This is a genomic window from Pseudobacillus sp. 179-B 2D1 NHS (genome assembly GCF_045370945.1).
Classification (GTDB): domain Bacteria; phylum Bacillota; class Bacilli; order Bacillales; family Domibacillaceae; genus Pseudobacillus.
Map to the genome: position 1 here is coordinate 81,413 of NZ_JBIQDP010000018.1, position 26,237 is coordinate 107,649.

General features: G+C 44.3%; 24 protein-coding genes. 2 read left to right on the plus strand and 22 right to left on the minus strand.

Going from position 1 to position 26,237, the window contains the following annotated elements:
* The first annotated feature begins 5 nt into the window (after positions 1 to 5).
* Positions 6 to 1,337 carry an aspartate aminotransferase family protein gene (locus ACH0BF_RS17220; protein ID WP_406909875.1) on the plus strand — a complete coding sequence of 444 codons (1,332 nt, stop codon included), beginning with the start codon at positions 6 to 8 and terminating at the stop codon, positions 1,335 to 1,337.
* A gap of 42 nt (positions 1,338 to 1,379) precedes the next feature.
* Here ACH0BF_RS17220 and phnX read toward each other — a convergent pair whose 3' ends face one another.
* The 3 genes from phnX to ACH0BF_RS17235 all read right to left on the minus strand — a co-directional run bounded on the left by phnX (position 1,380) and on the right by ACH0BF_RS17235 (position 4,877).
* Positions 1,380 to 2,189 (minus strand): phosphonoacetaldehyde hydrolase, encoded by an 810-nt coding sequence (gene phnX / locus ACH0BF_RS17225; protein WP_406909886.1) that lies wholly within the window; start codon positions 2,187 to 2,189, stop codon positions 1,380 to 1,382.
* A gap of 51 nt (positions 2,190 to 2,240) precedes the next feature.
* Positions 2,241 to 3,578 (minus strand): MFS transporter, encoded by a 1,338-nt coding sequence (locus ACH0BF_RS17230; RefSeq protein WP_340851861.1) that lies wholly within the window; start codon positions 3,576 to 3,578, stop codon positions 2,241 to 2,243.
* Positions 3,579 to 3,680: 102 nt separating this feature from the next.
* Positions 3,681 to 4,877, minus strand: a complete 1,197-nt coding sequence (locus ACH0BF_RS17235; protein WP_406909876.1) for an iron-containing alcohol dehydrogenase — start codon at positions 4,875 to 4,877, stop codon at positions 3,681 to 3,683.
* A 207-nt stretch (positions 4,878 to 5,084) separates the two neighbouring features.
* Between ACH0BF_RS17235 and ACH0BF_RS17240 the strand changes: the two genes are divergently transcribed.
* A complete protein-coding gene (locus ACH0BF_RS17240) occupies positions 5,085 to 6,548 on the plus strand; it encodes a sigma-54 interaction domain-containing protein (protein ID WP_406909877.1) in 1,464 nt (487 codons plus the stop codon).
* A gap of 2 nt (positions 6,549 to 6,550) precedes the next feature.
* On the opposite strand, the gene ACH0BF_RS17245 is transcribed toward ACH0BF_RS17240, so the two are convergent.
* From ACH0BF_RS17245 to katA, 19 genes are all read right to left on the minus strand, one after another.
* Positions 6,551 to 7,264: a sulfite exporter TauE/SafE family protein gene (locus ACH0BF_RS17245; protein ID WP_406909887.1), complete on the minus strand. Its 714-nt coding sequence runs from the start codon at positions 7,262 to 7,264 to the stop codon at positions 6,551 to 6,553.
* 127 nt (positions 7,265 to 7,391) lie between these two features.
* Positions 7,392 to 8,369, minus strand: a complete 978-nt coding sequence (locus ACH0BF_RS17250) for a 5-oxoprolinase subunit C family protein (protein ID WP_340851858.1) — start codon at positions 8,367 to 8,369, stop codon at positions 7,392 to 7,394.
* Positions 8,370 to 9,254, minus strand: coding sequence for a 5-oxoprolinase subunit B family protein (locus ACH0BF_RS17255; protein WP_340851857.1), 885 nt, complete (start codon positions 9,252 to 9,254; stop codon positions 8,370 to 8,372).
* Between the two features lie 14 nt (positions 9,255 to 9,268).
* On the minus strand, positions 9,269 to 11,320 hold the full coding sequence (locus ACH0BF_RS17260; RefSeq protein WP_340851856.1) for a sigma 54-interacting transcriptional regulator: 2,052 nt from the start codon (positions 11,318 to 11,320) through the stop codon (positions 9,269 to 9,271).
* A 59-nt stretch (positions 11,321 to 11,379) separates the two neighbouring features.
* Positions 11,380 to 12,006 carry a nucleotidyltransferase family protein gene (locus tag ACH0BF_RS17265; RefSeq protein WP_340851855.1) on the minus strand — a complete coding sequence of 209 codons (627 nt, stop codon included), beginning with the start codon at positions 12,004 to 12,006 and terminating at the stop codon, positions 11,380 to 11,382.
* Positions 12,007 to 12,033: 27 nt separating this feature from the next.
* A complete protein-coding gene (locus tag ACH0BF_RS17270) occupies positions 12,034 to 13,149 on the minus strand; it encodes an XdhC family protein (RefSeq protein ID WP_120035531.1) in 1,116 nt (371 codons plus the stop codon).
* Between the two features lie 5 nt (positions 13,150 to 13,154).
* Positions 13,155 to 14,366, minus strand: coding sequence for a vWA domain-containing protein (locus tag ACH0BF_RS17275; protein ID WP_406909878.1), 1,212 nt, complete (start codon positions 14,364 to 14,366; stop codon positions 13,155 to 13,157).
* 35 nt (positions 14,367 to 14,401) lie between these two features.
* Complete coding sequence (locus ACH0BF_RS17280; protein WP_462791760.1) at positions 14,402 to 15,199, minus strand: AAA family ATPase; 798 nt, start codon at positions 15,197 to 15,199, stop codon at positions 14,402 to 14,404.
* Between the two features lie 178 nt (positions 15,200 to 15,377).
* Positions 15,378 to 16,235 (minus strand): FAD binding domain-containing protein, encoded by an 858-nt coding sequence (locus ACH0BF_RS17285; protein WP_120035539.1) that lies wholly within the window; start codon positions 16,233 to 16,235, stop codon positions 15,378 to 15,380.
* Positions 16,236 to 18,581: a xanthine dehydrogenase family protein molybdopterin-binding subunit gene (locus ACH0BF_RS17290; protein ID WP_406909879.1), complete on the minus strand. Its 2,346-nt coding sequence runs from the start codon at positions 18,579 to 18,581 to the stop codon at positions 16,236 to 16,238.
* The gene (locus ACH0BF_RS17295; RefSeq protein WP_406909880.1) at positions 18,574 to 19,119 is read right to left on the minus strand and encodes a (2Fe-2S)-binding protein; all 546 of its coding nucleotides are present in this window, start codon (positions 19,117 to 19,119) and stop codon (positions 18,574 to 18,576) included. The genes ACH0BF_RS17290 and ACH0BF_RS17295 overlap by 8 nt, the downstream gene beginning before the upstream one ends.
* A gap of 27 nt (positions 19,120 to 19,146) precedes the next feature.
* Positions 19,147 to 19,599: an SRPBCC family protein gene (locus tag ACH0BF_RS17300; RefSeq protein WP_120035545.1), complete on the minus strand. Its 453-nt coding sequence runs from the start codon at positions 19,597 to 19,599 to the stop codon at positions 19,147 to 19,149.
* Between the two features lie 40 nt (positions 19,600 to 19,639).
* A complete protein-coding gene (locus tag ACH0BF_RS17305) occupies positions 19,640 to 20,407 on the minus strand; it encodes a LamB/YcsF family protein (protein ID WP_406909881.1) in 768 nt (255 codons plus the stop codon).
* A gap of 12 nt (positions 20,408 to 20,419) precedes the next feature.
* On the minus strand, positions 20,420 to 21,766 hold the full coding sequence (locus ACH0BF_RS17310; RefSeq protein WP_406909882.1) for an acetyl-CoA carboxylase biotin carboxylase subunit: 1,347 nt from the start codon (positions 21,764 to 21,766) through the stop codon (positions 20,420 to 20,422).
* Positions 21,767 to 21,795: 29 nt separating this feature from the next.
* On the minus strand, positions 21,796 to 22,047 hold the full coding sequence (locus ACH0BF_RS17315) for an acetyl-CoA carboxylase (RefSeq protein WP_220702330.1): 252 nt from the start codon (positions 22,045 to 22,047) through the stop codon (positions 21,796 to 21,798).
* An 11-nt stretch (positions 22,048 to 22,058) separates the two neighbouring features.
* Positions 22,059 to 23,036, minus strand: coding sequence for a 5-oxoprolinase subunit C family protein (locus ACH0BF_RS17320; protein ID WP_340851846.1), 978 nt, complete (start codon positions 23,034 to 23,036; stop codon positions 22,059 to 22,061).
* Positions 23,033 to 23,902 (minus strand): 5-oxoprolinase subunit B family protein, encoded by an 870-nt coding sequence (locus ACH0BF_RS17325; RefSeq protein WP_340851845.1) that lies wholly within the window; start codon positions 23,900 to 23,902, stop codon positions 23,033 to 23,035. The genes ACH0BF_RS17320 and ACH0BF_RS17325 overlap by 4 nt, the downstream gene beginning before the upstream one ends.
* A gap of 321 nt (positions 23,903 to 24,223) precedes the next feature.
* Entirely contained in the window at positions 24,224 to 24,379 is a 156-nt protein-coding gene (locus tag ACH0BF_RS17330; RefSeq protein WP_182917044.1) for a hypothetical protein, read from the minus strand.
* 21 nt (positions 24,380 to 24,400) lie between these two features.
* Complete coding sequence (gene katA, locus ACH0BF_RS17335) at positions 24,401 to 25,855, minus strand: catalase KatA (RefSeq protein WP_406909883.1); 1,455 nt, start codon at positions 25,853 to 25,855, stop codon at positions 24,401 to 24,403.
* Positions 25,856 to 26,237 lie beyond the last annotated feature (382 nt).

Consider the following 26,237-nt stretch of genomic DNA (forward strand, 5'->3'; position numbering starts at 1 on the left):
TATGTATGGAGAAGCAATCTGTACTTGCTAAAGACCAGCAATTTATTTCCGATGCGCTAAAGTTAAGATTTCATCCGATGACTGTTTCAAAGGGAAAAGGCTGTTATTTATTCGATGAGAATGGCCGCTCATTCCTTGATTTAACGGCAGGATGGGCCGTAGCGAACATCGGCTATGGACAAGAATCTATCGCTGAAAAACTGAAGGAGCAGTATGCCAAGCTTTCTTTTACTACTCAACTAAGCGCTCCGAGCCAAACGATGGTGGATCTGGCTGAAAAATTAACTCAAATCGTTCCGGGAGATTTCTCCAAAAAAGTTTGGTTCGGACATTCAGGCTCGGATGCCAATGACTTAATCAGCAAGCTTGTCCCCGCTGCTAGCGGAAGGCCGAAGATGATTGCTTTTATGGGGGCTTACCACGGGCAGACCATGGGGGCATTGTCCTTATCCGGGCATTCCGCCCAAGCAAAATTTGAAGGAAGAGGAAATGTTGTTAAGCTTCCTTATCCAAATCCTTACCGGCCTTTTAGCGGCATTAACGAGCAGTTAACGGAGCAGACGCTCCATTTTATGAATGAAGTATTTGCTACAATTTGTCCGCCCGAAGAAACAGCCGGTATTATTATTGAAGCTATCCAAAGTGATGGAGGCGTTGTGCTGCCGCCCGCTGATTTTCTTTCTGCTTTAAGAAAAATTTGTGACCAACACGGCATTTACCTCATTATTGACGAAGTAAAGGTTGGCATGGGGCGGACAGGGAAATGGTTTGCCTTTGAACACTCTCCTGTCATTCCTGATGCGGTCGTTCTTGGCAAATCACTCGGCGGCGGCCTGCCTATTAGTGCAGTAGTCGGACGCGAGGAGATACTAGACTCGGTGACAGCGGGCCACATGTTCACCACAAGTGGCAATCCGCTTTGTACAGCGGCTGCGCTTGAAACCATTCGTCTCATTGAAGAGCAAGGTTTAATAACGCAGGCGCAGACAAATGGGGACGTTTTCATGGAAGGATTGCTTTCCCTCCAGAAAAAATATTCATTTATAGGGGAAGTTCGCGGGAAAGGCCTGGCACTTGGAGTAGAGATCGTGACAGACCGGTCGAAAAAAACTCCTGCTCCCGAAATAACAGCAGCCATTTGTTACCGGGCGTATGAATTAGGTCTGCTCATTTATTATGTAGGCATCTACGGAAATGTGTTGGAAATTACTCCACCATTGACGATCAGCCGGGAAGAGATTGCCAAGGCGCTTCATATTCTTGATCAAGCCTTCCACGATGTAGAATCTGGCAACGTCAACTGGGATAAAGTAAGACAGTTTGCAGGATGGGCTTAAAATAAAAGACTGGAACCTTACCAGGTTCCAGTCTTTTATTTATTAAAAGCTTGTTAATGTAGGTGTTTCTTCGTTAGCCATCCGCATATTAATTTGCGAGAGCACCCCGTCCAATTTCCCAATACTCTCAATAACGTAATGGGCCCCCGCTTTTTTAAACTTTTCAGCCACCGCCTCCATTTTCTCAGCCAGCAATGCGGGCTCCATCGCCTTCACCTCTTCTTTTCTGAGGCCCAGTTCACTGCTTCCTTTAATGACTCCTACACTCCAGGCCCCGGCATTGAGCCCCTCCTGAATATCGCTCACCGTGTCCCCCACCTTTACCATACGATTCATTGGATAAATCCCTAAATTGATCGCATTGTGGTAGCACATCCAGGGGAACGGGCGGCCGGCGGGCACCTGGCTCGATGTAACGAGCGAATCGGGGACATAGCCTTGCTTTTTCGCTTCTCGTTTGACAATGGCCATCATCTCTGAGGTATAACCGGTCGTTGAACCAACTTTGATTCCTTCTTCCCGTAACCGTCCAACTAATTCAACTGCTCCAGGGACGGGACTGCAATAATCCGGAAGGCTAGCAAACAGTATAGGCTCAAAGTCGGCATACAACTCATCAATATCATTTTCATCCGGGTTTCTTCCATGGCGGTCCTTCCATAGGTGGGCAATCCGATCCATCCGGCACATTGCTTGAATATGCTCCCTCTTTTGAAGTCCCATTGGTTCCCTCGCTTCTTCATCCAGTACATCTATCCCTCTTTTTTTAAACACTTCTTTAAACACATCTAATGGAGCAAAGCAGCCATAATCAACCATGGTTCCAGCCCAATCAAAAATCACGCCTTCAATCCGTGGAGAGAACCTGTTCAATCTATTAACCTCCTTTATGTTAAGAAGTCTTCAGCTTCCTGTCGTTTCTATATTGCTGTTTTTGCCATTGCTTCCCCTTTGCATCAAATCAGGCTGCCGGATATTGATCCATTTGACTGAAATTGCGCTAATAACTCCGGCGAAAACTACATAAAGGGCAAGCAGCAATGGGCTTCCATCATTGTATTCAAGCAATGCAGTGGCGATAATTGGTGTTAGACCGCTCGCGAATATTCCAGAAAACTGATAAACAAAAGACATGCCGGTGTATCTTACTTTAGCATCGAATAATTCTGCGAATAAAGCGGCTTCCGGCCCATAAACGGAAGCATAGAGAATACCAAACGGAATGATGATAGACAGCCAGATAACGGTCGTGCTTCCCCCGCTCTGTGACATGAACCAGAAGGCTGGCAATGCGGAAAGGCCGGTGATCAGGCTGCCGATCCAGTATGTTCGAGTTCTGCCAACAAGGTCGGAAATATGACCAAAAATCGGAATAAAAAAACACATAACAAAGGCAGCAAGCGATACGCCTAGCAAAGCATCTGTCCTGGAGATTTGCAAGGTGCCGGTCAGATAGGTAATAGAAAACACACCCATCACATTAAAAAACACCCCATCAATGTATCTTGCTCCCATGCCGGCAAGCACATTGCCGGTATTGTTATGCCACATCTCTTTAATAGGCATTTTCGATTCTTTCTTTGTCTCTTTCACCTCTGTAAATTCCGGTGATTCTGATACGTTTAATCGAATCCACATACCTAAGAAAATTAAAACGGCACTCAGCCCGAAAGCAAGCCGCCATCCCCAGGCCATAAATTGCCCCTCTGATAAAGTAAAGGAGAGAAACCCGACAACACCGGAAGCAAGCAGTAACCCTATTGATAAGCCAATCTGCGGAAAGCTGGCATAAAATCCTTTTCTGGCGTCTGGGGCATGCTCATATGCCATCAAAACAGCCCCTCCCCACTCCCCTCCTAAGCCGATCCCTTGCATGACTCTTAAAAAGAGTAGACAGATAGGTGCCCATACGCCTATTTGATCATAGGTGGGAATAAAAGCGATAAGCACTGTACTCCCGCCCATAATAGACAGCGTAAGAACGAGCATACTTTTTCTGCCTATTTTATCTCCAAAGTGCCCAAAGATGACACCGCCAACTGGACGGGCAATAAAACCAACGGCAAAGGTCACATAGGCTAACAAAGTAGAGACAAACGGATCATCCGCTGGAAAGTATAAGTGGTTAAAAACGATGCCTGCGACGACTCCATAGAGGAAAAAGTCATACCACTCAATTGTTGAACCTATCAAACTGGCACCAACCACACGCTTCAACATCTTTCCTTCTGCCTTGTTCATTTTTTTCCCTCCCCATTTCTAGAATCAAACAATGCTACGGCCATCATTTACATGCTTTCTATTTTTACGAAAGCGTTTGCAAAAACATACATAAATAATCTATTAATTATTTAAGAGCGTCTGCTGGCTTGTTTCTTTTATTTTTTCTGCTAACTTTTCATAAATTCCTGCTATGTCCTGATCTGCCGGAACTTTTCGATTCGTATCAATCCCATTTCCTGAAAGAGCATCAATAACCAGAGACGGAATGGCTTGCATCAACTGTTCAGGCTGAAGGTATTTGCTGGCATCCTTCCAAATCCCAAAGCGCTCATTGTAATCCTCAACGATATGAATAGATGCCTGCGCTAGCTTTTCTGTACTTAATGAAGGATCTGCTCCGAGAGCTACCGCAACCTTTGCGTAACGCTCTGGGCAAGACTCCAAACCGAACTCGAGAACAAAAGGAAGAAGCAAAGCTACACTTAAACCATGCGGGATATGGAACTGAGCGCCAAGCGGTCTTCCGGCCGCGTGCGCCAGATTAGTAGAAGCATTAGAAAAAGCAAGACCCGCATAACAGCTAGCCAAAATCATGTCCTTACGCGAGTCGCTATCTCTTCCATCTTCATACGCCTTTGGCAAAGCCAGACCGATTTGTCGAATGGCCTCTAGAGCGAACAAATCGGTCATCTGTGAAGCACGGTTAGATAGATAGGCTTCAACCGCATGGGTTAACGCATCCAGGCCAGTATAAGCAGTAAAACTGGGCGGCAGGCTCACCGTAAGTTCGGGATCCAACACAGCTGCATCCGGGATAAGGTCTGGATGGCTCGGGTTCATTTTCACATTCGTTACGGGATCTGTGATAACCATAATCTTTGTTGCTTCCGATCCGGTACCTGCTGTAGTTGGCACGGCAATTAAAGGCAACCTCTTTAGCTGCTGCTGGCAGGAAATCTCACTCCATTTGATTTCGTTGTTTTTGCTGAATACGGCTACAGCTTTTGCCAGATCAATCGCGCTGCCTCCCCCGACAGCAACGACACAATCTGCTTGAAAAGATTGCAGCTGCTGAACAGCCTCTTTTACATTTTTGGTTGTAGGCTCACCTGCATAATTGCTGAAAAATGAGCAGGCAAAACCTCTCTTTAAAAAGATAGCTGTTACTTTTTCGTGCAACTTTACAGACGGACTTGCCAGAAAAGAATCTATGATAACAAAGACCCGGCTCCCCCCTTTTGCTGCCACTAACTCATCTAAACGCTCTATTGCTCCGCTTTCAATAACAATATGTCTTGACAAATCAAGTGTTGACATATAAATCTCTCCTTTTAAAATAAGTTAACAAGCCCATTTATCTGTGCTTCCTTACAGAAAGAGGTGCTTACTATTAGCCAATACAAGAATCGTGCCAGTATCACAATATTGACAACAATCAGAATATTTGTTAAATACTCTGATAAAGCGGTGTTATTTTAACACCAGGTTGGTGATAAAACGACTACACAAAAAGGAGGTATGGGAATGGATGTTATAGCAGACGAGCTCATTCAAAAAATAAATCAATTAGAAAAGACAAATGAGCAAATGAGGACGATTATTAATTTTTCTTCTGACGGCCTCTATGTAGTGGATCATCAAGGCGTTACTTTAGAAGTGAATAAAGCGTATGAGGAAATGACAGGAATCTCCCGAGATGAAGTCGTGGGTAAGCACATTAAAGATTTAGTCTTTGGAGAATACTTTGACCGCTCTGCTGCTTACATGGCACTACAAACCAAACAAACTACGACAATCATGCAAAAAATTAAAAAGCGAAAGTATTTTGTTGTGACAGCGACCCCTGTATTTGACAATGAACATAGCGAGAAGAGAAAAGTGAAGATGGTCGTTACAAGTGTCCGCGACCTGACCTATTTAAACCACTTGCAAAATCAACTAAGGGAAGCGGAACAGAAGAGTACAGAACAGCCTATCCATTCCTCCATAAACAATGAAGATTCCCTCATCATCTTCAAGAGCACACAAATGAAGAACTTAGTTGAGCAAGCAAAAAGAATTGCTGCTTTCCCTACGCCTGTGCTGATTACAGGACCGTCAGGAACAGGCAAAGAAGTATTGGCCAACTTCATCCATCAACACAGTTCCCAAAAAGACCAGCCTTTTGTAAAAGTAAACTGTGCAGCTATTCCTCCAGAACTGTTTGAGTCCGAATTGTTTGGCTTCAGCGGAGGCTCATTTACAGGCGCGAAAAAAGAAGGAAAACCCGGTCTCTTTGAGCAAGCTAATAAGGGTACAATTTTATTGGACGAAATTGGTGAACTTCCCTTACCGATGCAAGTAAAACTGCTGCGTGTCTTGCAAGATCAATCTATCACCCGCATTGGAGAAGTGAAGCCAAAACGCCTTTCCTTCCGGCTCATCTGTGCTACAAACCAGGATTTAAAAGAGCTGGTCTATAATAAGCAATTTCGTGAAGATTTATGGTACCGTATTAATGTTGTTCATCTGCCGATGCAGCCATTGTCAAACCGGACAGCGGACATCCCGCCGCTCATTGACCATTATTTAAAAAAATTTTGCAGCAAATATTATTTAGATAAACATATGACTCCAGATACCTTATCAATTCTAACCCATTATCCCTGGCCGGGAAATATACGGGAGTTAAAAAATGTTATTGAATTTCTTGTTGTTTCTACACCTTTATCTTCTATTACTCCTCGTGATTTGCCGGAACATATGAAAGATCACGGAGGATATAGTACCGCTGCTTTCGAAAGTGCATCAGGAAACCCTCAGTCCATTTCTACCGATCAACCAAATCTGAAAGAAGCACTCGCTTTATTTGAATCACAAAAAATAACAGACGCTCTCCATTCTTCAAAAAGTATACGTTCTGCTGCCAGATCTCTCGGTATCGACCATGCGAATTTAATTCGCAGAATGAAAAGGCTCGGAATCACCTATCCGTCGAAAGACAATTGACCCTATTGCCAGCTTTCTAAGAGTAAATAAACACCGGTAAAAATTAAAAGGGCATATAAGAATGCTTGAAAGATCCGCTGGTTAATTTTTATAAATAGCCTGTTTCCTATAAACAAACCAACTAGAACAAGGGGCAGAGCAGCAGCGCTTGACAACCAAATCGCTTTTGACGTGCCAACAAATAAAATTTGAATGAGCAAGCTTGCTGAGTAAATGAATAAATAAAAAGCAAGGGTGGTCGCTCGCAGCCGTTCTTTACCAGTGTCAATACCGGAAAAATACAACAATACGGGCGGTCCTGGCATGCCAATGCTGGTTGTAAGTATGCCTGAAAAGCCGCCTGCAGCCAAATCTCTTATTCTTGTTTGACGGATACGAAATTTTAATATTAATAAAACAGTGAAACTTAAAATAAGCAAACTGACACCTATCTTCAATTTATCTATATCCGCTAACAAAAAGACCACTATTCCTATCGGGAGACCAACAGCACTGCCAATGATAAATCTTTTCACCAATCCGCTATCTGTATCTTTTTTTATTTTTTGGATCAATACACAAGAAATAACGAGGGAGAGAATCAAACTAATTTGAATGGCTTCTCTCGGTTCAAATAAAATGAGCAAAAAAGGGGTCGCCATAATAGAAAAGCCAAATCCTGTACTCGTTTGCAAAATGGAAGCAACGAAAACGATAACAGCAAAAGAAAAAATCATTTCCAATCCACTCCTCCCTTACCGGAATAGTGTTCACTTTACCATAATTAGCCGTTGCACAACACATAAAAACCATGAATAGAGGCTAAACTCCTGCTATTCATGGTCTCTGTGCCTGACAAGCTATTTACCTTTTCATCATTGCTTCTATTTTATCGATCTTTTCTCGCCGCTCTTTGCGCGCCTCCATCGCCTGATCGATCGTCACAGCGATAAAGCGGCAGAATGAGTGCGGCCTTGACTGGGCAATCAGGTCCAAGTCTTGGCTGATAACAGTACCAATCGTGACAAAGCCGCCACCTGTGGCGGTATCATTATGTAATACAATAAGCTCTTCCTCATTAGGAAACATAATGGAGCCAATTGGATAGGCAAAATCCACTACGTTGGAAAAGCTATTGCCCGCACCGAACGGCGGGTTTTGCTGGGTTAAAGATACTTTTGCTCCCGTATAACGATAAGCTACACGGTTCGATTCAGGCGAGACCTTCCATTCGGAATTTAAGAACTCCTTTAGTCCTTGATCGCTCAATAAATAGCCAGACAACCCCAGCGTTACTCTTAATTCCTGAAAAGAATCAAACGACGGAGTGAATTCCAGAGGAACTGATTTGCCAACTTGCTTAAGCGCTCCCGGCAACGGTTCATTAATCATCACTTCATCACCGGCTGCCAGTTTTCTCCCTTGAAACCCTCCTATCTTACTGGTTTCATAGGTAGATTTACTGCCAAACACTTCATCCACCTGAATGCCGCCTGACACACAGAGATAGCTTTTTACCCCTTTGACACATTCCTTAATAGTGAGAGTGTCCCCTTCCTTTACTTGGATCGTCTCCCAAAACGGAACGAGCTGCTGATTCAAATAAGCCTTCATCGGCGCCCCGGTTAAAGCAACAATCGTGTTTTTGCGAAATTCCATTTCCCCGCCGATCAACGTCATTTCCAATGCGGCAAACTTAATTGGATTGCCGACGAGAAGATTTCCAATGATAAATGAGTATTTATCAGCCGCTCCTGAAGGCGGAACACCTAGATGATAATTCCCTACCCGCCCCATGTCTTGTACAGTGGTCCATAAACCCGGGCTTTTAATTTTAATCATTTAAAAATCCCCCATTAATTCATAAATATACGTTTTCCCCTTTGCCATATATTCCATTGGAGAAAGATCAATATCTTTCATCTTGTATCGATAACGGCCGCTCTTTACTTCCTCTTCAATCGCAGTGTATTCAGATTCATTGACCGGTCTATATTTCCAAACATCCCCCGGTCTTGCTAAAAAAGAAGTATCCTTTAAATCTATTAGTCGGTTAGATAGGTCGACTACCGGAACAGCAGACATACCGATTAATTGGTAGCTGCCCGTCCCTTTCACAGGATAAATAACATTGAAGGCCCCGCCGATGGCTACACTTCTTTCTGGGGTATCCGTCCTCGGACTCTTATATTTGGGGGCCTGAATAATTTCATCCGGCTTGACCCCTAATGGGAAATGCCAGGCAGTCCCAGGCAGAAAACCGACCATTGTAATCAAATAAGGATCACTTGAATGCCTTTCAATAAAAGCTTCTTTTTCGGTAAAACCATTTAATTTCATAACATAATCAAAGTTTGAGAGATTCGGCTCCTGATGGCGGTTTCTAAAGCGGCGGGAATATTCTTTTGTGATGGGATCGTCATACCAGATCGGAATTTCCACCATCCGGACAGATAAATCAAGTGTAGTCGGATCACTTTTAGAGAAATCAATTTCTTTTAAATAATCAACGAGGTCTCTTGCAGAGATAACATCTGGATCATACCGTACTAAATAAGAGGCGTTGGATGAAACAATATCAATGATTCCAGGAATATTTCTTTTCCTCAATTCTTCCGTTACAGCAAGTGCTTTAAAATTACTTTCCACTCTCATATCTCGGGAAATTTCTGCATAAATGTATTCGTCTCCACAAAAGTGAAAACTTGTCTCGGGCAGGTTAAACAATCGGCTCCACCTCTTTATTCTTTCAACTTTTTCATCCGCCTGCTGATCGTAGCCGGGCTTACCCCGAGTACTTCCGATAATTTAGCAGCTGTCCGGTATTTCTGCATACCCCGGATAATTAATTGATTCTCTAGCTTCTCTACAGCTTCTTTCAATGGCATGATTTCAAAAACGAATGGCGGCTTTTCTCTCTTCTGCCCATCGCCGTAAAGTGATTTAATGACATTCTCTCGCTGAATCCATTCATCCTCACTTAACACAATTAATCTTTCAATAATATTTTGAAGCTCTCGGACATTTCCCGGCCAGTCGTATGTTTCCAGCACCTCAATTGCTTCGGGTGTAAAGCTCTTCTTAATTTCATACATTCGTTTGAATTGTTCCAGAAAAAAGATAGCAAGCGGAAAAATATCTTCCTTCCTTGCCCTTAATGGCGGAATTTCAAAAGGAATGACATTTAACCGGTAATATAAATCCTCTCTAAACTCGCCTGCTTCGACCATTTTCTGCAAGCTTTTATTAGTAGCGGCAATGACTCTTACGTCGACAGCTACCGTGCGGGTGCCCCCGACTCTCGTAATCTCTCTCTCTTGTAAAACCCGCAGCAGTTTTACCTGCATTGTTAATGGCAATTCACCAATTTCATCCAGAAAAATAGTGCCGTTATGGGCGATCTCAAAGAGACCAGCCTTTCCATTTCTATCCGCCCCGGTAAAGGCGCCTTTCTCGTATCCGAACAATTCACTTTCAATTAGCTGTTCTGGAATTGCCCCACAATTCACACGGATAAACGGTTGCTCCTTCCTGGTACTTGCTGAGTGGATCTTGTGAGCAAATACTTCCTTTCCGACACCTGATTCACCTTCAAGTAAAACAGTGGAATTCATCTGTGCCACCCGCTGCATTTCAGATAATAAGTTTTCAATTTTTTGGGATCGGTACACGAGTTTTTTTCCTTGCACGTTAATAGAGGCAAGCTTATCAGTTATATCTGCACCGACTGCTTTCTCAGAAAAGGAACGTTCGTCCCGGTTGTAAGAGATATCTCTTGACAGGATGACTACCTTTTCCAGCTTCCCCTCATGGTATACTGGAGTAGCCACAGACCATATCCTTCTCCCTCCAGTTGCCTCCTGAAGTGCCGTTACCTTTTTCTTTTGATTAATGCATAACTTGAACACATCCGGCTGAAAAATATTTTTCGCTGTAAACTCACTGATATACTTGCCGATAATTCTTTCCGGCTTGTCTACTTTCCAGAAATTGCTTAAAAAGAGACCAGCTACACGGATGATCTTTCCGTTCTCATCGATCACGAGAATTTGCTCTTGTGAAGAAGAATAGACCGCCTGGAGATCAGAGTATAAATTGCGGACAAAGTCCAGCTCCTGCACAGCCTCCTCAAATACTTCGCGCAAAAAAAACATATGTACAAGACCAGTTATTTTTCCATTAATCCTGAGCGGGTAGAAATTCCCGCTCATTTGTTTAAAATTAATTGAGCTATTTAAGCTGACAAGTGTTTCTCCGTTCATCACCCGATCGAGGTCTTTATCGACTGTTAGCAGTGTTTTATAATTTCGAAACAGTAAAAATGAGCTAGGCATTCCTAAGATCTTTTCTGCTGTTTCATTAATAAATTCGATCTCATAATGAATATTTGTTCTAATAATGCCCACTCCCGAGCCATGCAGCAGCTGATTTAATTGTATTAGCTCCAGCTCGTTAATTTTGCTTTTTGCCTCTCCGACGGCAATATAGCCAACTATTTCTCTGTTTAGATCCTCACCGATAATCATCGAAATATTATGGGAAAACTGAACAGGAGAAAGCTGAGGTACTTTCAATATATCGCTCTTATAGGAAATAGGAACGTGCAACTGCCCTGAATGTGCGACTTGTTCCATTACGTGCTGCATCGTACAGTAACCGACAAGCGTTCCTTCTCTTTTTACAAAAGCTGTGTCGGCCTTATTTTCTGTGAGCCGTTGAATAACAGTTTCTAATGTGCTTTCCGTATCGACCACTACACCAATTGGCTTGAGAATATCTTTCCAAATAATCAACGTACCCCTCCTGTCACAACAAAAAAGCACCTTTTATCCCTTATAGTATACTATCTATTTTAAATTTTCAGTTTATTATTTTGCTTTTTCGCTTCTTGATAGGCTTCTGGAGTATCAATATCTATGATAATCCCTTCATCTTCTACTGGCACTCGCTCTTTATAAGAGAAGCTCTCAAGCATTGATTTTGCCCCCTGGTCACCAGTCATTCTTGAAAACAACTCTTCATGAATCCTTCCCAAAAATACTGGATGCCCGGGAATACTTTGGTATACCGGGCGAACCATAAATGGCTCTGTATGTTCGTCGAGCATTTTTAAACCACTTTCATAAATAGCATGTATGGTCTGTTCTGATATAAATGGGAGATCGCCAAGGAAAATCATCACATTCACTTGTGACAGGGCAAGTTGTTGAAGCCCGGTCTTTAACGAGGTGCTTTGGCCTAATTGGTAATCCTTATTGACGACCCATTCGAACCTTTTGTCTTCAATATGAATCGTTTTTTGAACAGCGGCAGCCTCATGACCAATTACTGCCAAGACTTTAGTGAATTTTCCCTTTAGCACTCGGTCAATGACATGCTGTAAAATAGAGCGTTCACCAAGCGGAAGCAACTGCTTTGCTTCGCCCATCCTTGAAGACATTCCAGCAGCCAAAATTACTGCGTATACATTTTCAGTCATGTTTCTCCCGCCTTTTTCTAGCAATCATTAAGATTTTGCGAACTGGTGGATGTATTCAGAATTTTGGAGGAACCCTCCTGTATGTCCGTTTTTAATGGCGACAATTTCCCCTAAAATACTAATTGCAATTTCTTCGGGAGTGGCGGCGCCAATGTCGAGACCGATCGGGCTGTACATCCTCTGAAGCTGGCTATTCTCAAACGAGCTACCTTCCTTTTCAATTGCCTCTAGCATGCGAATTCGCCGGGAACGAGGCCCAAGTACGCCTATATATGGAGATGCTGAGGGCAAGACAAATTTTAGCGTTTCTTGGTCTCTTTCAAGATGATGGTTCATTACTACAATATATGTTCGGCTATCAATATGAACCGTTTCTGCGAATCTCGTCGTGTCTGCAACAATTCGCCTTGTGCCAGGAAACCTTTCCTCGCTGTTATAAAAGGAACGCTGATCAATCACAATTGTATCAAATCCTAGTGAAACTCCGTATCGAGCCACAGGTATCGCATCATGCCCCGCTCCAAAAATCATCAGCTTTAATGGCGGGATATACACATCAACAAACACGTGGTCTTCCCTTTGATCTGCACTTTCAATTATAAGAGTTTCCGATTTCGGATTTGATTCACTTAACTTTCGGAGCGCTATATTACTTGCTTGCCAATCTAATCTCGAATCACCCAGTGTTCCAACCGGCTGACCCTCCTTCGGGATAAATAGGCGATGCACCTTTTCATTCTTGCCGCCTGGCAAAATCGTGGCCAGTATTCCTTCCTGCTCTTTTCTTATACAATCAAGCCAGGCACTAAGAACAGGCTGCTGACCAGATACTAGTTCAATGTGTATTTCTACCGTGCCCGGACAGCCGAGACCAAGACCCCAAACAACATCCTCATCCATGGCATATGTTTTTAATATGGGCCTACCTGTTTCTATTACCTTCTTTGCTGTTTCTGCAACATCTGCTTCCAAACATCCTCCCGAGATCATTCCTGTTATATTTTCCTGTTCATCAACCAGCATTTTCGCCCCTTCTCGACGATAAGCAGAGCCAAACACACGAACAACAGTAGCTAGCGCCGCTTTTCGTCCAGCTTTTCGAGCTTCATGAACCGCTTCCATCACTAATCTATTTTCCGACATCGCCTTCACCTCCGGATCGTGATCGTTCGAGATAATTTTTGAAATGACTCAGGATTTTGCGCTTCTGAGAAGACATCAATATAAGGAAGCGCCGCTTTCATTCCTCTTGCTTCCGGTTGATATCCAGTAATATTTAACAGCGGATTCAGCCAAATAACAGCGGAAGTCCTTTGCTTCATCTCCTTCATTGCCCAAGGCAAGTTGACAATATTACCTGAATCAAGCCCGTCGCTTACAACCATAATGACCGTTTCCTTCCGCAGCATCTGAGAACCATATTGTTGCACAAATGAACAAAGCGATTCGCCAATGCGCGTTCCTCCTCCCCACTCATTTTCAAATACAGTTAGCACCGGCAGTTGTCCGCCTCTGCCCTTTTTTAATTGCGATGTGACTCTTTTCAGCTTTGTTGAAAAGAGAAACACTTCCACATGACGGGTACACTCCGTCATCGCGTATGCAAACTGCAAAAACTGATCGGTATAAGCTGCCATGGAACGGCTCCCATCGCACAACAGGACAAATTTAGCTTTTACTTTTTTACGGCCCTTCCAAACAGGGGCAGCTGGAACCCCCCCTGTTTGCAAGCTGTTTCGTAATGTTCTCCGTTCATCAAACTTTCGACCTTTCTTCATTGCCGCGAATCGCCGCGACTGCTTAATCTGTATCCGGCGAACAAACCTTTGTGCCGCTTTCTCCATGTGATAAAGCTGGCTTGATGAAATGGGTACTTTCCGCTCCCGAGGGCGCTTATTGATCGCATGAGCGGCAAACCATCTGAATGCCTTTCTGTACTCTTTCTCCGCTTTTTCTGATTCATCCTTCCCATTTGCAACAGCGCTTTCCACTGAATGATTCTCCTTTGCGTCTGTGTCACCCATTTCCGCTGCTTTCTCTGAACGTTCTTCTACTTGTTCCCGTGCCGTGCCCGCATTCAGCCTTCCATCTACTTGCTTGTCGGTAGACAAAAAGGGAACAAGGGACTGATTGCTGAAGTGATTCGCAAAAAATAAGGGAAAGGCCCGGTCAAAAACAAACTGCTCTTCCCGGCTTGAACAAAGAACAATTTTTAGCGCTAACCTGAATTGCTCATGTTCACCGATATCAATAGCTTCCAATGCCCTCAGACTGTCTTCTGTTTCCTTTAATCCAATTAAGAAGTCTTGCGACCGCAAATAACGGCAAAAGGATAATACATGCTCCGAAAGGTTGCTCATTTCATACATCTGCTCCTTATTTGAACGGTTTAAAATTATGAGCGCAAAAGAACTCCGTTTTCTACTGCCTCATGAACCATTTCCCAATCTTCCCGGTCCTTCACAAAACAGCCGAGCGTTTCTTGAACCGTTTCCTCGTTCAGTTCGCTGCGATGAAGCAGCATAAGTGCTTCCGCCCAATCAAGGCTTTCTGCGACACCCGGTACTTTTTGCAACGGCATTTGCCGAATCTCCTTCATCATATGAGCGATCTGGCGAGCGAGCTGTTTATTAATGGCAGGAAGCCTGGCTTGGAGAATGGCTGCTTCTTTCTCAAAGTCAGGGTAATCTATCCATTGATACAAGCATCTTCTCCTTAAAGCATCACTCAGCTCTCGTGTTCGGTTCGATGTCAGAATGACATACGGGCGGTGTTTGGCCTGGATCGTGCCAATCTCCGGAATAGTAATCTGAAATTCTGCCAAGGCTTCCAAAAGGAAAGCTTCAAACTCTTCATCTGCTCGATCTACTTCATCGATTAACAGGACCGGAGATGCCTTTTCTTCTGTCAAAGCCTGGAGCAATGGGCGAGCTAATAAAAAAGAATCGCTAAAAATAGCTGCTTCCTTTTCGGCCAATCCAACCCCACTGTTCTCCAACATGCGGATATGAAGCATTTGCTTTGCATAGTTCCATTCATATAATGCATTGGCAACATCGAGACCTTCATAACACTGCAGGCGGATTAGCCTTGTATTCAATGATTGGGCCAGTACTTTCGCCATTTCCGTTTTTCCAACTCCAGCCGGTCCTTCGATGAGCAATGGCTTTTGCAGTACCTGTGCAAGATGCAAAGCGGCTGCTACCGGTTGATCTGTTACATAGCCGTTTTGAAGAAAAATACTTTCTATCGATTGCCTGCTGCTATTGATGATAATCCCCCCTGTCTGTCCTTTATGGCAGGAATAGAAAGAAAATACAGGGGCCTGTTCACTGGAGAACCGGTCCCTGTTTTTTCATCTATTCAAATAATTATAAAAGGATAGAGCTTAATGCCCGTTCCGTATAAACCTTGCATAAGTTTTCCCGATACTCGGCAGAAGCAAATAAGTCACTTCCCATTTCCCCTTCTTCAGCAGCAAGCCTAGCTGCTTCCCGAATCATTTTTTCCGACGGTTTTTGCCCTAATAAGGTCTGTTCAACGGATGCTGCTCGAAAAGCTACATCACCGACGCCGGTAATGCTTACACGGATATAATCAATTGCTCCATTCTTATCTGTTCCTGCTACGGCCGCTACCCCTACTACTGGATAGCCGGAGGCCGGATGAAAATATTTCAGGTAAACAGATTTCGTATGAGATGGCGGAATTGCGAATGAAACACCCGTGACAAGGCTGTTCTCTGGTAGCATCGTAATAAGCGGTCCGATGACAAAACTGTCAATGCCCATCCTTTCCTCTCCGTCTTCTCCCTGGATAATCATTTCTGCCTCTAAGGCAAAAGCAGCAGCCGGCAAATCGGCAGCCGGATCAGCGTGGGCAAGGTTGCCGCCAATGGTACCCCGATTGCGTATTTGCAAATCGCCGATTTGGCTGACTGTATCCGCCAGAACTGGAACATGCTCTTTAATGAGCGGGTGCTTCGAAGCAGCATGGTGAGTCACCAAAGCCCCGACAACAATCCGATCCCCTTCTTTTCTCACTTCTTTCAACTGATCGATCCGGCTAATATCAATTAGAATGCCCGGTTCAGTCAGCCTGAATTTCATGAGCGGCAGCAGGCTGTGCCCGCCGGCAATGATTTTGCCTTCTCCGTTGCTTTCTTGCATCAGCTTAATAGCCTGGTCAACTGTTTCAGCATGAACATAATCAAATTTAACAGGTATCAATCAGTTTCCCTCCCCTTTTTGAATCGCCCGCCACACTTTTTCCGGAGTAAGCGGCATGTCAATATCTTTCACTCCATATGGCTTCAGCGCGTCCATAACCGCATTCATTACTGCCGGAATAGAGGCAGTCGTTCCTGTCTCCCCTACTCCTTTGGCGCCGAGCGGATTCACCGGTGACGGTGTTTCTGTAAATGAAGATTCAATGTGAGGGAAGAAACGGGCTTTTGGCAATGTGTAATCCATCAATGTGCCCGATAAGAGCTGCCCTTCTTTGCTGTAAATAGCCCCTTCCCAGAGAGCCTGACCGACCCCTTGGGCAATGCCGCCATGGACTTGTCCTTCCGCTGTGAGCGGATTAATCACACGCCCGACGTCATCTACACAAATATAGCGCTTCAATTGGATTTCTCCTGTAGCCTTATCCACTTCCACGACCACAATATGTGTGCCGAAAGGATAGACAAAGTTCTCAGGGTCAAAGAACGATTGTGCTTCAAGAGACGGCTCCATGCCTTCTGGCAAGTTCCACGCCATATTGGCTGACTTTGCAACCTCCTGAAATGTACGCTGCTGCCCCGGCACTCCTTTTACTTGAAAAACACCGTTTTCAAAAGCAATGTCTTCCACTGCTGCTTCCAGTTCATGAGCAGCAATCTTCTTTGCTTTTTCAACGACGCGATCGGCGGCAATCGCCACTGCTGCTCCTCCGACGGCAGTAGAACGGGAACCATATGTGCCCCAGCTCATGGAAATGGCTCTCGTATCACTGAATATCAGCTCAATATCCTCCATCGGAACTCCGAGCTTATCAGCCACAATTTGGCCGAAAGTCGTGGCATGTCCCTGTCCATGCGGGGAAGTGCCTGAATAAACAGTTACCTTGCCCGAAGGATGCACGCGCACTGTAGAATTTTCCCACACACCGCCCTGGAAGCCGATGGCTCCGGCTACTTTGGACGGGCCAAACCCGCATAACTCTACATAAGTAGAGAACCCAATGCCGATTAATTTGCCTTGTTTACGAAGCTCCTCCTGTTCCTGGCGCAGCTGCTGATAGTTCACTATCTCGAGGGCTTTCTGGAGTGGTTTCTCATAATCTCCGCTATCATAGATGAGTCCCTGAGCGTTCGTGTAAGGGAAGGCCTCTTTACGGACAAAGTTCTTTCTTCGCAGTTCAACAGGGTCCATCCCGATTTCACGTGCATACAAATCAATAATCCGCTCAATTTGATACGTTGCCTCTGGTTTTCCCGCTCCTCTGTATGCGTCCGTCGGCGTTGTGTTCGTGTATACACCAAACGTTTCACAGGAAGCATGGGGAATATCATAAGCACCTGTGATCATTAAACCAAAGTCAATCGTTGACACTCCAGGACCCATGGTGGATAAATACGCGCCTAAATTAGCTGTGTTTCTCACACGAATAGCCGTCAGCGTGCCATCACGTTTTCCTGCTAGCTCAACATCAATGATTTCATCACGGCCGGCGTTGGAAGCCGTAAAGTGCTCGCTCCGCTGCTCAATCCACTTAATCGGCCGGCCCAGATCGCGGGCGGCATAACCAATTAAGGCTTCATCCGGATAGACGCCAATTTTGCCACCGAAGCCTCCTCCCATATCAGGGGCAATGACTCTAAGCTTCGCTTCGGAAATGCCGAGCACTCCTGATAAGACCATACGGTGAATGTGAGGGTTCTGGGATGTACACCATAAGGTCAGCTCCTCACTGCCCGGATCATATTGCCCAATGGCCGCTCTCGTTTCGATTGGACTTGGAAATACACGCTGAACATAGAAGCTTTCGCGTACCACAACTTCTGCATTCTCAATCACCTCTTCTGGTACTTCTCCAGCTTTCCAGTGCAGAGCAATATTGTTTTCAATGTCACTATGAACGAGCGGCGCGCCTTCCTGCATGGCTTCTTTTTGACGAACGGCAGCTGGCAGCACTTCATATTCCACATCGATTAAGTCAAGAGCATCCCGCAGAGCATAGCGGTCATCAGCGATAATTAAGACTACTCCATCTCCAACATAGCGTACATAATCAATAGCGAGTGGATATTGCGGCGCTTCCTTCAAATTACAATCAGGCACTAGCCAGGAGGAAGGGATTGGCCCGATTTTCCCCTCCAAGTCTTTCCCTGTATATACAGCAACCACTTGAGGAGAACTCAGCGCTTCCTCTACATTGATTTTTTTTATTTTTGCATGAGCATGTGGGCTTCGCAAAATCGCTGCATGCAGCATGCCCGGCAATTGAATATCATCGGAAAAACGGCCATTTCCTGTTAACAAGCGCGGATCTTCTTTTCTCTTTAAAGGAGTGCCAACTACATTAGCCATTATGGGTCCCCTCCCCTACTAATTGACTAGCAATGACTGTCTGATCATTTTTAGCGGCCGCTTCCGCCATGATCTTGGCGGCCTTTTGCACAGCACTTACGATAAACTGATAGCCAGTGCAGCGGCAGATCACACCTTCCATTCCTTCACGAATTTCTTCTTCTGTTGGATTTGGATTTTCTTTCAGCAGGCCGATCATAGCCATCATGACACCTGGTGTACAATAACCGCATTGCAGTCCGTGCTCTTCCCAAAAGCTTTGCTGCATTGGATGCAGATTACTGACCGTTCCCAAGCCCTCAACCGTTATCACTTCCGCGCCGTCTGCCTGTACAGCCAGCATCGTACATGACTTTACTGCATCGCCATTGACCGTAATCGTGCAAGCCCCGCATTGGCTCGTATCACAGCCAATGTGTGTGCCTGTCAAGCCAAGATCATCACGAAGATAATGAACGAGTAATTTGCGCGGTTCTACTTCCGCACTTTTCTCCTGCCCGTTAACAAGAACTGTCACTTTCCGATTTTCAATTGCCATGTTTGCACCCCCTGCATAATATCAAGATTAAAGCTTGGCTATTTCCTTTGTTTCTTTTTCAATGTCTTTGAAAAATTGTCCCAATATCACCTTTGCTACTCCGCCCATCACGCGTTGTCCCATAGAAGCAAGGATGCCGGTCACTTTCACTTCTGCCTGACAAGTAAGTGTTGTTCCCTCAGTAGATTCCTCCAATTTCATTTGGGCATCGGCATCTATCTCCCCCGGCTTGCCTTTTCCATCAAGAAGCAGGCGGTAAGATTCTGGCTCATGAATATCCACCTGGCGAACAACCCCTGTAAACATTCCTTTAATTGGCCCAATGTTCATGCCAAGTTCGGCATCAAACACATTATCTTCCACTTCCTTGAATGATTGACAGCCTGGAAGCGCCCTTTGCAATGCCTCCTTATTTTGGAGTGTTTTCCATAGAAGTTCTCTCGAAACGCCTTTAAAAGTATATGAATGTTCAATATTCAACTGTGCATTCCCCTCTCTTTTTTAATATTCAGTTAATTGGTTACCTGATGATGTTTTTAATAGGAGCGATTTCTACGCCGCCCGCTTTTAAAGCAGTGACAATGGCTTTTGCCAAGACTGGGGCTCCCGGTGTATCTCCATGAATACAAATGGTTTCCGCCTGAATCGACACGTCTTTACCATCGTAAGTAACGACTCTCTCTTCTTTCACCATCCGGACAACACGGTTCGCCATCGCTTCATAATCGGTAATTTCCGCTCCTCTTCTTGTAAGGACGATAGAGCCACTTTCCGTATGCTCGCGATCTGAATAAGCTTCCTTGGCTACCGGTACGCCCATCTTCCGTGCTTCTTCATATACTTCCGATTGATTGAAGGCAAAAATAATCATCTCTTGATCTGCTTCATGGATAGCTTCAAGAATGGCACGGGCTAAGGGTTTGTCTTCCATGGCTTTCATGAAAAGTGCACCATGTGGTTTGCAATGCTGAACTTTCACACCTGTTGCCCGGCAAAACTCCCGCAAGGCCCCTAATTGGTACGTCACGTAATCTTTTACCTCGTCGGGTGTGCAAGTCATGTATCGGCGGCCAAAACCCAACAGGTCCGGAAATGCAGGATGCGCTCCAATGCCTACGTCATACTTTTTGGCAAGCTCTACCGTCTTTCGCATAACGTGAGGGTCCCCGCCATGAAAACCGCAAGCAATATTGGCGGAGGTAATATACTGCATCATTTCTTCATCATTTCCCAGCTCATATAGCCCGAAGCTCTCTCCCATATCACAGTTCAAGTCGACCTTATGCATCCTGTTCACCTCTCAAGACAAAATCTCTTTTTTCTCTAAAAACTGTGTTGTATAATCTCCACTCTCAAATTGCTCATTTTCCATAATGGAAGCCAAGAGAGCAAGGTTCGTTTTCAACCCGTGGATTTCTACTTGCGCCAATGCTTGTCTCATCTTCTCAATTGCTTCTACACGGTTTGCTCCGTGAACGATCAATTTGCCGATCATAGGATCATAAAATGGGGAAACAATACTTCCTTCTACGATGCTAAAGTCCAGTCTTATGTCTTTGTCAGGCAGCTTCAACTGTTCAACTGTCCCTGGAGACGGAAAAAATGTTTTCGGGTCCTCCGCATAAAGCCGGCACTCAATAGCATGGCCCGCTTTGTTAATTTGTTCCTGCTGAAGAGGAAGCTCCTGCCCGGCCGCTATTCTCAGCTGCCATTCAACTAAATCAATGCCGGTGATTTCTTCCGTTACCGGATGCTCTACCTGTAGCCGTGTGTTCATTTCCAGGAAGTAAAAGTTCCTATCGCTGTCAAAGATGAATTCCATCGTGCCGACATTTGTATAGCCAATTTCCTTTACTCCACGTACAGCGGCCTCCAACAACTGATTTCTAAGGGAAGCATCCAAAAATGGGGAGGGGCTTTCTTCAACTACTTTTTGATTTCTGCGCTGAACAGAACATTCTCTCTCATACAAATGGACAACATTTCCGTGACGGTCGGCTGCTATTTGCACCTCAATATGCCGCGGATCGGCAATCCACTTTTCAAGAAAGACCGTTCCATCGTTAAAGAACGATTCAGCTTTTGGTATGGTCGAATGAAAGGCTTTCTCCAGCTCCTCTTGATTGTGGGCAAGCTGCATGCCGATTCCGCCTCCGCCGGCGCTCGCCTTGAGCATGAGTGGGTAGCCCAAGTTATCCGCAATGGCTAAGGCTTCTTCTAAAGATTCGATTTTTCCGGATGATCCAGGAACAACCGGAACTCCTGCTTTTTGCATATGTGCTCTTGCTTCCACTTTCGATCCCATCGTCTCCATTACGTCAGCTTCAGGGCCGATGAATACGATATTCTCCTCTTTACAACGTTTAGCAAATAGCGGATTTTCCGATAAAAACCCATAACCAGGATGGATCGCATCGGCTGTTGTTTGTTTAGCCGCCTGGATGACTTTCTCTATATCTAGATAGCTTTTCTTAGCCTGAGCCGGTCCAATGCAAACCGCTTCCGATGCTTCACTGACAAATGGTGCCTGAGCATCCGCTTCTGAATAGACAGCAACCGTTTGGATGCCAAGTTGGCGGCATGTCCGAATGACTCTCCTGGCAATTTCTCCTCTATTGGCGATAAGTACTTTATTAAAATATGACATATGATTCCTCCGCTAAAGTTCCGGCTTCGTTATTGGACTGCGATGATAGCAATCTCTTGTCCTGCATCTAAAATATCTTCCTCATTTGCAAGGAAGCTTTCGAGTACACCGTCGGCTTCCGCTTTGATCTCGTAGTAATTTTTCATAACTTCTACTAAACCGAGTACATCTCCAGTCTTCACGGCAGCCCCTTCTTTGACAAATGCTTCCTTGTCGGGTGCCGGTCTGCGATAGAACACTCCAGGAATAGGTGAGAGAACTTTACTTTTTGTGCCAGGCATTGTCATTCCTCCTATAACAGTTGTAATTGCTGTTTTATTTTTGCCACTTTGTCTGTGTATTCTTTTCTCGCCCGCAAGGCTTCCTCAATGTCGACAGCGACAAAGCGCACTTTTTCATTTGTTTTGATTTGGGCCATTTTGTTTAAATCGGCGCTGATAATGGTACAAATTGTCGCGTAGCCTCCGCCTGTTACCGCGTCATTTAATAGAGCAATCGGCTCCACTCCGTCCGGTACTTGGATGGATCCGATCGGATAACCGAGATCCACCACATTGGAAGGATTGCTGCCAGCTCCAAACGGCTGCTCTCGCTCTACAAAGTTCAATCGTTCCCCTTTAAAACGGTAACCGACTCGGTTCGCTTCTGTTGTAACCGTCCAATCAAGTGAGAAGAACCGTTCCTTGCTTTCCTCGGTCAGGCGATAACTGCATAAGCCGACGACTACTCGGATTTCATTTGTTTTTGAAAAGACCGGGATTAGTTCATCTTGTATACGCGTCCCTACCTTCACTTGATGATCGATATCCTTGCCAATCTTCAATTCATCGCCGGCCCGAAGCGGACGTCCCTCCAAACCGCCAATTCCGCATAGAGTATAAGTAGAACGGGAATCCATGACGAACGGCACATCAATGCCGCCTGCTACCGCTAAATAAACGCGGGCTCCCTGCTTAACAAAGTCAAAGGAAAGCTCATCTCCCGCCTTTACAGCTAGCGTTTCCCACATGGGGACAGGCTGTCCATTCACTTTTGGCGGAATTTCACCGCCTGTCAATGCAATAACGGCCTCTTGTTGAAATTGAAGAACAGGTCCCATATACGTGATTTCAAGAGCCGCTGCATTTTCATTGTTGCCTACAAGTACATTAGCTGCAGTGAACGAGTATTTATCCATAGCACCGGATGGCGGCATGCCGACCTCGTAATAGCCAATTCTGCCGTAATCCTGAACAGTTGTTTGTAAACCGGGCTGAATCACTTTAATCATGCGTACAACCCCCCTAAAATCTCATCTGAAAATGCTTTTGGGTTTTCCAGCACTTGTTGAGGCTTGAATGTGATTTCTCTCGTTAAGTAGCGGAATGTACCGTCCTCTACTTGCTTTTCAATTGATTGGAATTCCTCCATTGTGATGCTGCGATACCTAAAAATGTCTCCCTGTCTCGGAAACGTCATGGAATCTTTGAAATCATACAACCGCTGTTCCTTCTGGTAGATCGGGGCTGCCGCAATGCCGAACAATTGATAGCCACCTGCCCCCTGCACCGGATAAATAACGGCAAAGGCGCCGCCAAATCCAAAGGCTCTCTCAGGTGTATAAGTACGCGGCCGAACATATTTTGGCACCTCAATCTGCTGCTCACGCGGCACCATTTGATAACACCATGGCAAGCCGGGCACAAATCCGATCATTGATACGAGATAAGGGTAATCTGTAATGGCTTTAATTAACTCTTCTTTGGAATGAAAGCCATTAATCCGCGCTGCGTACTCTAGGTCAGTCGAAGATGGATCTTGATGACGGTCTCTAAAGCGCATCAATGCTTCATTGGTCCAAGGATCATCAAATAAAATGGGCACATCTACCACTCTTGAAGAAATATTAAAATCATCGACCGACACAGAGTGTTCAAGTTCTTTCAATTTTGAAATCAATTGATTAGGGTGAATCTCTTCCGGTTTAAATCGGATCATATACGAAGCATTAGAAGGACAAATGTCCAGTATCCCTTGTAATTTTTCTTCTTTCAGTTGCTTTGTAATAGCCATCGCCTGAAAGTTTACTTCTAGACTCATAGATTCAGATAATTCCACAAAAATAAACTCATCACCGCCATACTCGTAACGGGTCAATTCGCTTCACCTCACTCACTTAATTTCCTACTCTTCCATACATATTAGTAAATGCAACATTCATACCAGCTTTTTAAAAACGGAATATTCTAATTTTTTAAACGTTTATAAGGTTGTTTAACTTCTTAAAAAGAAAAAATCTTTCATTTATGAAAAGAAAGATTTCATAAATGAAAGATTATGTAGAAGAAATTACATTCTAGCTCTTTCCACAAGAAGAAAAAAACCTCCCCATATAATGATTGAATAAGCACGACCAACAGCCTGAAAGCCTGCAGAGCTTTCTTCTGCAGGCTTTCAATAGGATGTGAAGTTTTATATTTAAGCGTAGTTGCGTTCCGAAGCATACGATAACGCATCAACTAGAGAGTAAAAACATAACTCGATATTCTTTTTATCCCCTTTGTCTTCCCTCACTACACAAAAATGCTCGTTTACCTTCTCAATTGCCATTTGCTTATTGAGTTTTCTTTCCATTCTCCCACTCCTTTTATTACATTATGCTTCCTGGGGTACAGCAAGACCAAGCCCTTCTGCTACACGTGTACCATATTCCGGATCAGCTTTATAGAAATGACGGATCTGGCGAAGTTTAATTTCTTCACTTTCTACTGGCCTCATGGCATCGACAATATTTGCTACAAGGCGTGCGCGCTCTTCTTCACTCATCAAGCGGTAGAGGTCGCCTGCCTGTGTGTAATGGTCGTCATGATTATAATTATGAGTACCTGCCTGGCCTGTTACCTCAAATGGTGTAACATTAGCTTCCGGCGCCTCTTTCGGACCGCCAAAGCTATTTGGCTCATAATAGACGGATTTGCCGCCGTTGCCGTCAAAACGCATTTGGCCATCACGTTGATAATTGTGAACCGGACATTTCGGTGCATTAATCGGCAGTGCATTATGGTTAACACCTACGCGGTAACGGTGAGCATCCGCATACGCAAACAAGCGGCCTTGAAGCATCTTATCAGGAGAGGCTTCAATTCCAGGAACAAATGTGCCCGGGGAGAAAGTGGCCTGCTCTACTTCAGCAAAGTAATTTTCTGGATTGCGATTCAGTACCATCTTTCCGACTTCAATTAATGGATAGTCTTTTTGCGACCAAACTTTTGTCACATCAAACGGATCCCATTTGTATGTGTTGGCATCTTCCATTGGCATAATCTGTACGTAAAGCGTCCAAGAAGGATAGTTTCCTTGCTCAATCGCATTGAACAAATCCTCTGTATGATAATCAGGGTTTTCTCCTGCTAATTTTGCAGCTAGCTTGACATCTAAATTTTTAACACCTTGGTCTGTTTTAAAATGGTATTTCACCCAAACGGCTTCCCCTTTATCATTCACCCATTTAAATGTATGACTTCCGAAGCCATGCATATGGCGAAGGGTTGCCGGAATACCGCGATCCGACATTAAAATCGTTACTTGATGAAGCGACTCCGGAGATAATGACCAGAAATCCCACACAGCTGTTGGATTTTTTAAGTGTGTTTGCGGATCACGTTTTTGTGTATGAATAAAATCCGGGAATTTAATAGCGTCACGAATAAAGAAAACAGGCGTGTTATTTCCTACCAAGTCATAGTTCCCTTCATCTGTGTAAAACTTCACAGCAAACCCACGTGGATCACGAACTGTATCTGCTGAACCCAGTTCGCCTGCTACAGTTGAGAATCGAATAAACAATGGAGTGCGCTTTCCAGCCTCAGACAAAAAGTCTGCTTTCGTATAATTGGCAATCTCACTGTTTGTCACTTCAAAATAGCCGTGTGCACCAGCTCCTTTTGCATGAACGACCCGTTCCGGTACGCGTTCACGGTTGAAATGTGCCAATTTCTCAAGTAAATGAACATCTTGTATTAATGTCGGTCCACGTTGTCCGGCTGTCTGTGAATTTTGATTATCGCCTACCGGGGCTCCCCAGCTTGTTGTTAGTCGATTATTTGTCATCCTTGTCACCTCATCATTATTTTGTTAGTAACTTAATGATAACACTTCTCAAAAAAAAATCAATACTAAATTATAATTATTTTAAATAAGAAATTGTTATTTATTATTTTTGTCATAAATAGTCAACCCTCAATATAAATTAAGACTATCGTGCAAGAAGAATCATTAGGAGGACGCAGAATGAAGCGATTAATAATCTATTAGTCTCTAAGTATATGAGTTGACTTTCATCTATTAAATATGGATGATGAGAATGTAAGTGATTTTTTCAAACAATATGAATTTTCAATTTTTAAAGGGGGAGTCGCAATGATTTATGCAAATCCAGGCCAGGAAGGGTCAAAAGTAACCTTTAAGAAACGATATGAAAATTTTATTAATG

Coding starts and splice junctions, on each gene's coding strand:
- ACH0BF_RS17235 (WP_406909876.1), bottom strand. CDS start 4,877: ATGTCAACACTTGATTTGTCAAGACATATTGTTATTGAAAGCGGAGCA.
- ACH0BF_RS17265 (WP_340851855.1), bottom strand. CDS start 12,006: ATGACTGAAAATGTATACGCAGTAATTTTGGCTGCTGGAATGTCTTCA.
- ACH0BF_RS17275 (WP_406909878.1), bottom strand. CDS start 14,366: ATGAGCAACCTTTCGGAGCATGTATTATCCTTTTGCCGTTATTTGCGG.
- ACH0BF_RS17270 (WP_120035531.1), bottom strand. CDS start 13,149: ATGTCGGAAAATAGATTAGTGATGGAAGCGGTTCATGAAGCTCGAAAA.
- ACH0BF_RS17330 (WP_182917044.1), bottom strand. CDS start 24,379: ATGGAAAGAAAACTCAATAAGCAAATGGCAATTGAGAAGGTAAACGAG.
- ACH0BF_RS17240 (WP_406909877.1), top strand. CDS start 5,085: ATGGATGTTATAGCAGACGAGCTCATTCAAAAAATAAATCAATTAGAA.
- ACH0BF_RS17245 (WP_406909887.1), bottom strand. CDS start 7,264: ATGATTTTTTCTTTTGCTGTTATCGTTTTCGTTGCTTCCATTTTGCAA.
- katA (WP_406909883.1), bottom strand. CDS start 25,855: ATGACAAATAATCGACTAACAACAAGCTGGGGAGCCCCGGTAGGCGAT.
- ACH0BF_RS17250 (WP_340851858.1), bottom strand. CDS start 8,369: ATGATTAAAATTAAAAGCCCGGGTTTATGGACCACTGTACAAGACATG.
- ACH0BF_RS17295 (WP_406909880.1), bottom strand. CDS start 19,119: ATGGCAATTGAAAATCGGAAAGTGACAGTTCTTGTTAACGGGCAGGAG.
- ACH0BF_RS17220 (WP_406909875.1), top strand. CDS start 6: ATGGAGAAGCAATCTGTACTTGCTAAAGACCAGCAATTTATTTCCGAT.
- ACH0BF_RS17230 (WP_340851861.1), bottom strand. CDS start 3,578: ATGAACAAGGCAGAAGGAAAGATGTTGAAGCGTGTGGTTGGTGCCAGT.
- ACH0BF_RS17310 (WP_406909882.1), bottom strand. CDS start 21,766: ATGTCATATTTTAATAAAGTACTTATCGCCAATAGAGGAGAAATTGCC.
- ACH0BF_RS17320 (WP_340851846.1), bottom strand. CDS start 23,036: ATGATTAAAGTGATTCAGCCCGGTTTACAAACAACTGTTCAGGATTAC.
- ACH0BF_RS17305 (WP_406909881.1), bottom strand. CDS start 20,407: ATGCATAAGGTCGACTTGAACTGTGATATGGGAGAGAGCTTCGGGCTA.
- ACH0BF_RS17315 (WP_220702330.1), bottom strand. CDS start 22,047: ATGCCTGGCACAAAAAGTAAAGTTCTCTCACCTATTCCTGGAGTGTTC.
- ACH0BF_RS17290 (WP_406909879.1), bottom strand. CDS start 18,581: ATGGCTAATGTAGTTGGCACTCCTTTAAAGAGAAAAGAAGATCCGCGC.